Source organism: Sphingobium sp. FG11 (genome assembly GCF_057809915.1).
Window position 1 is genome coordinate 73,049 of record NZ_JBMDKW010000016.1, and the last position, 10,581, is coordinate 83,629.

The 10,581-nt window shown below is 65.4% G+C and carries 13 protein-coding genes; 6 read left to right on the forward strand and 7 right to left on the reverse strand.

All coding sequences use genetic code 11. The features are described 5' to 3' along the window. Positions 1 to 21 precede the first annotated feature (21 nt). Both ACODSN_RS13615 and ACODSN_RS13620 read left to right on the forward strand, forming a co-directional pair. Positions 22 to 450 carry a protein tyrosine phosphatase family protein gene (locus ACODSN_RS13615; protein WP_489056029.1) on the forward strand — a complete coding sequence of 143 codons (429 nt, stop codon included), beginning with the start codon at positions 22 to 24 and terminating at the stop codon, positions 448 to 450. Between the two features lie 31 nt (positions 451 to 481). Continuing rightward, a complete protein-coding gene (locus ACODSN_RS13620) occupies positions 482 to 928 on the forward strand; it encodes a GFA family protein (protein WP_489056030.1) in 447 nt (148 codons plus the stop codon). Here the strand turns inward: ACODSN_RS13620 and dmeF are convergent. Both dmeF and ACODSN_RS13630 read right to left on the reverse strand, forming a co-directional pair. Further along, positions 925 to 1,884, reverse strand: coding sequence for a CDF family Co(II)/Ni(II) efflux transporter DmeF (gene dmeF, locus ACODSN_RS13625; RefSeq protein ID WP_489056031.1), 960 nt, complete (start codon positions 1,882 to 1,884; stop codon positions 925 to 927). The genes ACODSN_RS13620 and dmeF overlap by 4 nt on opposite strands. After that, positions 1,881 to 2,153: a metal/formaldehyde-sensitive transcriptional repressor gene (locus ACODSN_RS13630; protein ID WP_489056032.1), complete on the reverse strand. Its 273-nt coding sequence runs from the start codon at positions 2,151 to 2,153 to the stop codon at positions 1,881 to 1,883. Before ACODSN_RS13630 ends, dmeF begins: the two co-directional genes overlap by 4 nt. Before the next feature lie 79 nt (positions 2,154 to 2,232). Here ACODSN_RS13630 and crtY point away from each other — a divergent pair, with 79 nt between their 5' ends. From crtY to ACODSN_RS13650, 4 genes are read left to right on the forward strand one after another with little or no spacing between them, the layout of a single operon-like run. Beyond that, positions 2,233 to 3,384, forward strand: coding sequence for a lycopene beta-cyclase CrtY (crtY, locus tag ACODSN_RS13635; RefSeq protein ID WP_489056033.1), 1,152 nt, complete (start codon positions 2,233 to 2,235; stop codon positions 3,382 to 3,384). Beyond that, on the forward strand, positions 3,384 to 4,865 hold the full coding sequence (locus ACODSN_RS13640) for a phytoene desaturase (protein WP_489056034.1): 1,482 nt from the start codon (positions 3,384 to 3,386) through the stop codon (positions 4,863 to 4,865). The genes crtY and ACODSN_RS13640 overlap by 1 nt, the downstream gene beginning before the upstream one ends. Then, the gene (locus ACODSN_RS13645) at positions 4,862 to 5,443 is read left to right on the forward strand and encodes an LOG family protein (protein WP_489056035.1); all 582 of its coding nucleotides are present in this window, start codon (positions 4,862 to 4,864) and stop codon (positions 5,441 to 5,443) included. The genes ACODSN_RS13640 and ACODSN_RS13645 overlap by 4 nt, the downstream gene beginning before the upstream one ends. Before the next feature lie 41 nt (positions 5,444 to 5,484). Continuing rightward, complete coding sequence (locus tag ACODSN_RS13650; protein WP_489056041.1) at positions 5,485 to 6,402, forward strand: phytoene/squalene synthase family protein; 918 nt, start codon at positions 5,485 to 5,487, stop codon at positions 6,400 to 6,402. A 101-nt stretch (positions 6,403 to 6,503) separates the two neighbouring features. On the opposite strand, the gene ACODSN_RS13655 is transcribed toward ACODSN_RS13650, so the two are convergent. From ACODSN_RS13655 to ACODSN_RS13675, 5 genes are all read right to left on the reverse strand, one after another. Beyond that, positions 6,504 to 7,850 (reverse strand): ammonium transporter, encoded by a 1,347-nt coding sequence (locus tag ACODSN_RS13655; RefSeq protein ID WP_489056042.1) that lies wholly within the window; start codon positions 7,848 to 7,850, stop codon positions 6,504 to 6,506. Positions 7,851 to 7,863: 13 nt separating this feature from the next. Continuing rightward, a complete protein-coding gene (locus ACODSN_RS13660) occupies positions 7,864 to 8,202 on the reverse strand; it encodes a P-II family nitrogen regulator (RefSeq protein WP_004209785.1) in 339 nt (112 codons plus the stop codon). 182 nt (positions 8,203 to 8,384) lie between these two features. Continuing rightward, the gene (gene tldD, locus ACODSN_RS13665) at positions 8,385 to 9,839 is read right to left on the reverse strand and encodes a metalloprotease TldD (protein WP_489056036.1); all 1,455 of its coding nucleotides are present in this window, start codon (positions 9,837 to 9,839) and stop codon (positions 8,385 to 8,387) included. Between the two features lie 117 nt (positions 9,840 to 9,956). Next, the gene (locus tag ACODSN_RS13670) at positions 9,957 to 10,184 is read right to left on the reverse strand and encodes a zinc-finger domain-containing protein (protein ID WP_489056037.1); all 228 of its coding nucleotides are present in this window, start codon (positions 10,182 to 10,184) and stop codon (positions 9,957 to 9,959) included. A 156-nt stretch (positions 10,185 to 10,340) separates the two neighbouring features. Continuing rightward, positions 10,341 to 10,472, reverse strand: a complete 132-nt coding sequence (locus ACODSN_RS13675) for a hypothetical protein (RefSeq protein ID WP_489056038.1) — start codon at positions 10,470 to 10,472, stop codon at positions 10,341 to 10,343. Positions 10,473 to 10,581: the final 109 nt, after the last annotated feature.

A 10,581-nucleotide genomic window follows, 5' to 3' on the forward strand; every position in this document is an offset into this window, starting at 1 on the left:
GGCAGGCGAAGGAGAGCGCCCATGTTCCGCCAGTTGACCGACAATCTCTACGTATCGCCCCAGATTGGCCTCGACCAGATCGGCGAGGCAAAGGCGCTGGGCGTGACCATGATCGTCAACAACCGCCCGGACGATGAGGAACCGGGCCAGACCAATGGCGCGGAGATCGAGGCGGCGGCGAAAGCGGCGGGTCTCGGCTATGCCGCCGTCCCGGTCAGCCATGGCGGCTTTGCCCCGTGGCAGCTCGACGGCATGGCCGCAGCGCTGGAGCAGGCCGGGGCGGGCAAGACGCTCGCCTATTGCCGGTCGGGCACGCGCAGCACCTTGCTGTGGGCGCTGACCCGCGCCCGCGCCGGGGATGACGCCGATGCGCTGGGTGAAACCGCATCGGCGGCGGGCTATGATCTCGCGCCGGTGCGTCAGATCATGGATGCGCTGAAGGCAGGGTAAGCGATCGGGTAGGCGTGAAGGAGATGTGACGATGAGCCTGTCGGGTGGCTGCCGTTGTGGCGCTTGTCGCTATGATCTGGACGGGAATGCCTTGCCGGCTGTCTACGCCTGCCACTGCCGCGATTGTCAGACCATGTCCGGGGCGGCCTTCACGCTGCAAGCCCCCATCCCGCCCGCGCGCCTCTCGCTAACGGGGGCGGTGGCGGAATGGACGAATGTCAGCCGCAACGGGTACGAGACGATCCAGCGGGCCTGCGCTCGCTGCATGACCCGCTTGTATAGCGTCAATGCGGGGCGGCCGGGCATTGCCCTGCTCCGCGCCGGAACGCTCGACCGCAGCGATGAGGTCGCGCCGATCCTGCATCTATGGACGGATCGGAAGCAGCCATGGATCGTGCTTTCGGTGGAAGCAGAAGCCTATCCCCGCGCCGCGCCGGAGGGTCGGATGGAGACCCTGTTCGCGGGTAATTTCTCCTAATCGCACTCGACCGTCACATGCTCCATGCGGGGCAGGGCGCGAATGTGGGTGCGCACGGTTGCTACATCGGCGCCGGGGGCGAGGCTGATAATCGCGGCGTGGGCGTGCGGGCCGATGCGCCAGACATGCAGGTCGCGGATGGTCGCGCCCTGCGCCTCCACCAGCGCGCGCACTTTGGCCATCAGCGCCGGCTCGGCGGTGTCGAGCAGGATTGCGGCGGTATCCTTCATCAGGCCCCAGGCCCAGAGCGCGATCATGATCGATCCCAATATGCCGACCGCCGGGTCCATCCACCACCAGTCGAGATAGCGACCCGCCAGCAGCGCCACGATCGCCAGCACCGATGTCAGCGCGTCGGTCAGCACATGGACGTATGCGGCGCGCAGATTATTGTCGGTATGACCCGAAGGTCCATGGTCATGCCCGTCATGGCTGTGGTCATGCCCGAGCAGCAGCGCGCTCAGCAGGTTGATGACGAGGCCCAGCGTGGCGACCAGCGTCGCTTCGCCAAAGGCGACATTAACCGGATCGAACAGCCGCATCGCCGATTCAATGGCGATGAACAGTGCCGTCCCCGCGAGAATCAGCGCGGATGCGAAGCCGGACAGGTCGCCGACCTTGCCCGTGCCGAAGGTGAAGCGAGGATTGCGCGCATGCCGCCGCGCAAAGCCATAGGCCGCCGCCGCCACCGCCATCGCCCCGGCGTGGGTCGCCATGTGAAATCCATCGGCGAGCAGCGCCATCGATCCGGTCAGCCATCCGAAAAGGATTTCCACCACCATGGTCGCGGCGGTCAACCACAGCACCCACCAGGTCCGCTTCGCATTCTGGTCATGCCCGGCGGTCAGATAGATATGGTCGAAATAATGCCGCTCCTCCCCGTCATCGATGGCGGGCGTCGAGGCGTCATGCCCATGCGCGTGAGGATGGTGATGATCGTGATCGTGCATCGTCATTTCCCATAGCGGCGGATCAGCGCCAGCATCTCCTCCGCCGCCGCTTCCCGTTGCTGGTCGGTCAGGCCCGGACGGGCGACATGCTCGCGCATATGCTGTTCGATCAGTTCTTCCATCAGGCTGCCGACCGCGCCGCGCACCGACGCGACCAGTTGCAGCGTTTCCGAACAGCCCGCATCGCCGGAAAGCTGGCGATCGACCGCAGCGATCTGCCCGGCGATGCGGCGCACGCGGGCAAGGAGCTTGTCTCTGTCGGCAACGATATGCATAGGATACCCCCCTATCCTATATGGGTCGTTCCGGCAAGTCGCGCTTTCCGGTCCGCGACTGTCCGGCTAGGGTCATGACATGACGGGCGATCTTTCATGCGATCTTGCGATTATCGGCGGCGGACTGGCGGGCGGGCTGGCGGCGCTGGCGATCGCGCGCAAGCGACCCGCATGCCGCCTGCTGCTGATCGAGCGCGACGAACGGCTCGGCGGTAATCATCTCTGGTCCTTTTTCGATTCCGATGTTGGGGCCGGGGATCGCTGGCTGGTCGATCCCCTCGTCGGCCATCGCTGGGCCGGGGGGCATGATGTGCGCTTTCCGGGTGGCGACCGGCACCTTGCAACGCCCTATAACAGTGTGCCGTCAGACAGGTTCGACGCGCATCTGCGCGCGGTTCTGGGGGTTCGCGTCATCACCGGCGCGCAGGTGACGGCGATTGCGCCCGACCGGGTGGACCTCGCCGATGGCCGCGCCGTACATGCCCAGGCCGTGCTCGATGCGCGCGGCGGCGGCGATCTGTCGGCGCTGCGCTGCGGATGGCAGAAATTCGTGGGGCAAGCCTTGCGCCTCGCCGAACCCCATGGCCTGATTCGGCCCGTCATCATGGATGCGACCGTGGCGCAGATCGATGGCTATCGCTTCGTCTATCTGCTGCCGTGGGACGATCGGACGATCTTCGTTGAGGATACCTATTATAGCGATGGCTCCGGCCTCGACGACGTAGCGATCACGGACCGGATCGCGGCCTACGGGCAGGCACAGGGGTGGCGGATCGAGACGGTCGTTCATCAGGAAACAGGCGTGTTGCCGGTCGTATATGGCGGCGATTTCGATCGCTTCTGGCCCGCCGACGATCCCGTCGCGCGCGCGGGCGTGCGCGCCGGATTGTTCCAGCCGATGACCGGCTATTCCCTGCCGCAAGCCGTCACCTTCGCCGCGTGGCTTGCCGATCAGCCGCTGGAAGGGCTGGCCGGGGCGACCCGCGCCTATGCCGCCGCCCACTGGCGCGCGAGCGGTTATTACCGGCTGCTCGGCAAGATGCTGTTCGGTGCAGCGCAACCGGACCAGCGCTGGCGCATCTTCGATCGCTTCTACGGTCTGCCCGAACCGCTGATCGACCGCTTCTATGCCGGGCGGTCCAGCCGGGCCGACCAGATGCGCATCTTGTGCGGAAGGCCACCCGTGCCCATAAGGAGCGCCATGCGAACATTGCTGAACCCCCCGGCCTGATGGACAGGCAAGCTATCGTCATTGGCGCGGGCTTTGGCGGGCTGGCGCTCGCGATCCGCCTGCAGTCGGCCGGGATCGAAACGACCCTGGTGGAAGCGCGCGATCGCCCCGGCGGCCGCGCCTATATGTGGGAGAAGGACGGCTTCACCTTCGACGCTGGCCCGACCGTCATCACCGATCCCGCCTGCCTTGCCGAACTGTGGCGGCTGTCGGGGCATGATATGGCGCAGGACGTGACCCTGCTCCCGGTGTCGCCATTCTATCGGCTGAACTGGCGCGACGGCACCAATTTCGATTATTCGAACGATGAGGGGGGGCTGCGCGCGCAGATCGCCAAGCTCGATCCCGCCGATGTCGCGGGCTATGACCGTTTTCTCGACTATGCCGCTGGCGTGTATGAGGAGGGCTATCGCAAGCTCGGCGCGACGGCCTTTCTCGACTTTGCCTCGATGATTAAGGCGGCCCCGGCGCTCGCCCGCTATCAGGCGTGGCGATCGGTCTATTCGATGGTCTCGTCCTTCGTGAAGAACGAGAAACTGCGCGAGGCGCTGTCCTTCCACACGCTCCTGGTCGGCGGCAACCCGATGAAGACCAGCGCGATCTACGCCCTCATCCACAAGCTGGAAAAGGATGGCGGGGTGTGGTTCGCCAAGGGCGGCACTAACCGGCTGGTGCAGGGAATGGCGACTCATTTCGAGCGGCTGGGCGGCACGATGCGGCTCGGCGACCCGGTGGTGGAGATCGAAACCCATGGCGATCGCGCCGTCGCGGTGCGCACCGCGTCGGGCTGGCGCGGGCAGGCCGATGCTGTCGCCAGCAACGCCGACCTGATGCACAGCTATCGCGACCTGCTCGGCCAGCATCCGCGGGGGCAGAAACAGGGCGAAACGCTGGCGCGCAAACGCTGGTCGCCCAGCCTGTTTCTGGTGCATTTCGGCATCAAGGGAAGCTGGCCCGGCATTCCGCATCACATGATCCTGTTCGGGCCGCGCTATGAAGGGCTGCTCACCGATATTTACGATCATGGCGTGCTGCCGCAGGATTTCTCGCTCTATCTCCATCACCCGACGATCACCGATCCGTCGATGGCGCCCGAGGGGCATTCGACCTTCTATGCGCTCGCTCCGGTGCCGCATATGGGCAAGCTGCCGATCGACTGGGACAGGTTCGCGCCCGCCTATGCCGAACGCATATTGGACGAGATCCAGCATCGGCTGATCCCCGACATCCGATCCCGCATTGTCACCCAATTCCATTATGCGCCGCCCGATTTCGGGCGCGACCTCAACGCGCATCTGGGCAGCGCCTTCAGCCTGGAGCCGCTGCTGACGCAGAGCGCCTGGTTCCGCGCGCATAATCGCGACGATGTGATTCCCAACCTCTATCTGGTCGGCGCGGGGACGCATCCGGGCGCGGGCATTCCGGGCGTCGTGGGCAGCGCCAAGGCGACCGCCGCGCTGATGATCGACGATCTGGCGTGAAGCGGCTGGCGGTTTATTGCGGATCGGCCACGCCCGCCGATCCCCGCTTCATGGATGCCGCGCGCGCGGTCGGCCGACATCTGGCGGAACGCGGCATCGGCATCGTTTATGGCGGCGGGCGGCTCGGCCTGATGGGAGCGGTCGCCGATGCGGCTTTGGAGCGGGGCGGGGAGGTGATCGGCGTCATTCCCGAGGCGCTGGTGAGCGCGGAGGTCGCGCATCGCGGCTGTACGCAGCTACATGTCGTCCAGACGATGCACCAGCGCAAACAGCTTTTCACCGACCTGTCGGACGGCTTCGTCACCCTGCCCGGCGGGGTCGGGACGATGGACGAATTGTGGGAAGCGGTGAGCTGGGCGCAGCTTGGCTATCATGGCAAGCCGGTCGGCCTGCTCAATGTGGGTGGTTTTTATGACGCGCTGATCGGCTTCCATGGCCAGATGATCGAGGCGGGCTTCATCAGGCCCCAGCATGCCGGTATCCTGATTCCCGCCGACACGATCGAGGCGCTGCTGACGAAAATGGCCGCTTATGTCCCGCACCAGCCGATCTTTACGATGAAGGCCGAACGGCTGTGACAGCAGAGACAGCCTCCCCGCCGGGGGAGGGCCGCGCCGCGCTGGTCGCCCATGCGCGGGAGAGCATCGCGCGCGGATCGAAATCCTTCGCCATGGCCTCGAAACTGTTCGCGCCGGACACGCGCGAGCGAGCGTGGCTGCTCTATGCGTGGGCGCGCAAATGCGACGATATCGCCGATGGGCAGGATCATGGCGGGGCGATGGCGGGGGTGGAGGATGGGCCAGTGCGGCTCGCCGCCATCCGTTCGCTGACCGAGCGTGCCTTGCGCGGCGAGCCGACCGGCGACCCGGCCTTTGACGGCTTCGGCCTCGTCATGCGCGAATGTGCGATCCCGCCGCGCTATGCCCATGATCTGATCGAAGGGTTCGCGCTCGACGCCCGTGAGTGGCGGCCGCGCACCACCGACGATCTGTTGCGCTATTGCTACCATGTCGCGGGTGCGGTCGGCTGCATGATGGCGGTGCTGATGGGGGTTGATGCCGAGGACCGGGCGACGCTCGATCGCGCCTGCGATCTGGGTCTTGCCTTCCAGCTCGCCAATATCGGCCGCGACATCGGCGAGGATGCGGCGGCGGGGCGTTGCTATCTGCCGGAGGATTGGCTCATCGAGATGGCTATTCGGCCCGGCGACTTGATGACACGCAGCGCGCGGCCCCGGCTGGCGCTGCTAGGGCAGCGGCTGGCGGCGATGGCGGCGGATTATGAGGCAAGCGCCCGCCACGGCACCGGCGCGCTGCCGCCGCGCGCGGCCTGGGCGGTGCTGGCGGCGGCGGGCATTTATGGGGATATCGCGCGGCAGGTCGCCCGGCGCGGCGAAGGCGCGTGGGACGAGCGCATCGTGACGCCGCGCCGCGACAAGCTGCTGTGGGTGGCGCGCGCGGGGGGGCAGGTGGTCGGCCGGGCGCGGCGCTGGCCAGCCGATGCGCCACGATTGCCGTCCTTATGGATCCGGCCCTGACGACATAAAAATAGGGCCGGTATTCGCATACCGGCCCCAAGGCATGTTCGCAGGAGGAACAGGGTGAGGCGGGCGGCCCTGCTGGCCGCCCTGCCAAACTTTCAAACGTTGTAAGCGCGCTCGCCATGCTCGCCGAGGTCGAGGCCTTCCAGCTCGACTTCCTGGCTGACGCGCAGGCCGGTCACAGCCTTGGCGATGAAGATCGCGATCACGGTGCCGATGCTGGCCCAGACGATGGTCGTGACGACCGCCTCGATCTGAACGATCAGCTTCGCGCCGATATCGTAATCCGCCGCGCCGGGTCCGCCGAAGGTCGGCGAATAGACGATGGCGGTGCCGATCGCGCCGATCATGCCGCCGATGCCATGGATGCCGAACGCATCCAGCGAGTCGTCATAGCCGAGCTTGGGCTTGAGGACGGTGACGGCGTAGAAGCAGACGATCGAAGCGACAGCGCCCAGAATGATCGCGCCGAACGGGCCGGAATTGCCGGCAGCAGGCGTGACGGCGACGAGACCGGCGATGATGCCAGAGCAGAAGCCGAGCGCCGAACCCTTATGACCGTTGAGCTTTTCGGCAAGCATCCAGAACAGGCCGGCCGACGCGGTAGCGACGAACGTGTTGATCATCGCAAGCGCGGCGGAGCCATTGGCTTCGAGCGCCGAACCGGCGTTGAAGCCGAACCAGCCGACCCACAGCAGGCCGGTGCCGACGCCGGTCAGCGTGAGCGAATGCGGGGCCATCGGCTCCTTGGGGAAGCCGATCCGCTTGCCCAGGATGATGCAGGCGACCAGTGCGGATACGCCCGCATTGATGTGCACCACGGTGCCGCCAGCGAAGTCCAGAGCGCCGAGCTTGAAGAAATAGCCGCTCGCCGCCCATACCATGTGCGCGATCGGGAAATAGACGATGGTCAGCCACACGGCGGCGAACACCATCACGGCCGAGAATTTGATGCGCTCGACCACCGAACCCAGCACCAGCGCCACGGTGATCGCGGCGAAGGTCATCTGGAAACAGATGAACACATATTCGGGAATTTCGACGCCGGCGGTGAACGTAGCCGCCTGCGAGGCCGGCGTTACGCCCGCCAGGAACGCCTTGTCGAATGTCGAGATGAAGTTGCTAAGCCCGCTGGTATAATCCGGGCCGAACGCCATCGAATAGCCGTACATCACCCAGATCAGCATGGCGAGACAGGCGGCAGCGCCGATCTGCGTCATGACCGACAGCATGTTCTTGGTGCGGACGAGGCCGCCGTAGAACAGGGCGAGGCCGGGCAGGATCATCGCGAGGACCAGCACGGTCGACATCATCATCCAGGCGGTGTCGCCCTTGTTCACTGTGGCAACGGGCGCGGCCGCAGCCTGCGCCCATGCCGGCGCCGCAGCGAGGAGCGAAAGTGCCGCAGCCCCCGCCACGCCGCAAATTGTCTTGGAAATTTTCATCATTTCCCCCTCGTTACAGCGCGGTTTCGCCGGTCTCGCCGGTGCGGATCCGCACGGCCTGACCAACGTCGAGCACGAATATCTTGCCATCGCCGATGGCCCCGGAATTGGCCGCCGCCTGAGTCGCTTCCACGACGCGCGGAGCCAGGTCGTCATCGCAGACGACCTCGATCTTGATCTTCGGAACCATGTTGGTCGAATATTCGGCGCCGCGGTAGATTTCGGTCTGGCCTTTCTGGCGACCGAAGCCCTTCACTTCGCTGACCGTCATGCCTGCGATGCCGAGCGAGGACAGTGCCTCGCGAACATCGTCGAGCTTGAACGGCTTTATGATAGCCATGACAAGTTTCATGTCGCCCCCTTCACTGGTGTGCGGAGCTACATCAGCAAGAGGCATGCCAATTCCTTAAACGCGCGTTAATGCGGTGTCCGGAGGAGCCGAGAAGATGGCAGCGCCGATTTTTTGGGCGAGCAACCGCGCACTGCCCAAAAAACAGGCATGCCCTTCATCCAGTATAGGGGAAGGCTCGACCTTCAGGCCGCCGTGCCGCCGACCGTCAGCCCTTCCATCAGCAAGGTCGGCTGGCCGACACCGGCCGGCACGCTCTGACCGCCCTTGCCGCACATGCCGATCCCTTCATCGAGCGCCCAGTCATCCCCGATGCCGATCACCTTGGTCAGCGCGGTCGGGCCATCGCCGATCAGCGTCGCACCCTTGATCGGATCGCCCAGCCGGCCATTCTCGACGCGATAGGCCTCAGTGCAGGTGAAGACGAACTTGCCCGACACAATGTCGACCTGACCCCCGCCGAAGCTTTTGGCGAAAATGCCGGACTTCATGCGGCTCAGCAATTCCGCCGGATCATCCTTGCCGCCCTTGATGAAGGTATTGGTCATGCGCGGCATCGGCGCATGGGCATAGCTTTCACGCCGGCCATTGCCGGTCGGCTCGACGCCCATCAGCCGGGCGTTGAGGCGATCCTGCATATAGCCTTTGAGGATGCCGTCCTCGATCAGCACGGTCTCGCGCGTCGGCGTGCCCTCATCATCGATGCTGAGCGACCCGCGTCGGCTGGCGATGCTGCCATCATCGACCACGGTGACGCCCGGCGCGGCGACGCGTTCGCCCACGCGGCCGGAAAAGGCGCTGGTGCCCTTGCGGTTGAAATCACCCTCCAGCCCGTGGCCGATCGCCTCATGCACCAGCACGCCCGGCCAGCCGGGGCCGAGCAGCACGGTCATTTCGCCCGCCGGGGCGGCGACGGAACGCAGATTGACCCGCGCCTGCGCCAGCGCTTCGTCGATCGCGCGGTTCCACACCGCCGGCTCCATCACCTGGTCGTAGAGATAGCGGCCCCCGACGCCGAACACGCCGGTTTCGCGCCGGCCATTTTCTTCGAGGATGACCGAGACGTTGAGCCGTACCAGCGGGCGGATGTCGGTCGCGGTGAAGCCGTCCGCGCGGACGATCTCGACCACCGACCAGCTACCGGCGAGGCTCACCGACACCTGCGCCACGCGCGGATCGCGGGCGCGTGCTGCGGCGTCGATCGCGGCGCATAGCGTCACCTTCTCGGCAAAGGGCACGATCTCCAGCGGATTGGCGTCGGTGTAAAGATGGCGGTTGGTGCGCTGCGGCGGCGGTGCGGGCGCGCCCTTGGCCGGATTGAGCAGGGTCAGCGTTTCCGCCGCCTTGCGGATCGCCGCTTCGCTAATGTCGTTGGCATGGGCAAAGCCGGTCATCTCGCCCGATACGCCGCGCAGGCCGAAACCGGCATCGGTCGAATAATCGGCGGTCTTCAAGCGCCCGTCGTCAAAGCCGAAACTCTCGCTGGCGCGATATTGCAGATACAGCTCGCCATCATCGCACGCGGCCAGCGCCTGCGCGGTCAGGCGGCGCGCGCCATCGGGGTCGAGCAGACCCTTGCGATAAAGAAGCCCGCGGGCATCGGTGAAACCGGGGGTGGGCTGGGAAGCGATATCGGTCATGGGGCCGATATAGGAGCGCTCTCGCCCAAGCCCAACAGAAAAGCTTGGAGGGGTTTTGTGTGCGCCTTGGGTACAGTCTCAAAAAATGCGCTCTATTAGCGCATCTTCCAGCAGCTCTTAGAGGCTCGCGTCCGATGCGATATCGGGTTTGTTCACGACATCGGGCGAATCGGCGACGCCGCCCGCCAGCACGAAACGCCGGTCGCAATAGCCGCAATCGACATAGCCATGCTCGTCGATCTCAAGGAATACGCGCGGATGGCCGAGCGCGGCGGGAATATCGCCCGACCCGTCACATGACACGCGGGTTTTGGCGACACGGATGATTTCGGGCGGCTGGATCATGAGGGCGAACTAGCAAGCCCGCCGCGCCGCCGCAACACCCGCATCGCCGCGCGGACGTTGACCGATTAGGCCGACGCAGCATTCAAAATCTTATAAACGGCGCTGCGCGGGCAATTCATGCATTTAGCGATCTCTGACAGCCAACGCCTTCAGCTTTCAATTTCCGCAGTTCACTGGCGTCCGATGTGACGGGTCGCTCCTGAGTACGACCTTCCCCATAGGGCCATTGGTATCGATGGCCGGTTCCAGCACGCGCAGGGCGGCCCCTCGCTCTTCCAGTTCATGCATCAGGTTAAGCACATCCCGAGTAGAGTGCCCGAGGAGGGCGAGCTTGGCGCCTCCTAGGGTCAGGACTCATTGATTGAGCCAGAAGATGACCGTGGCAGCGATGCAGATG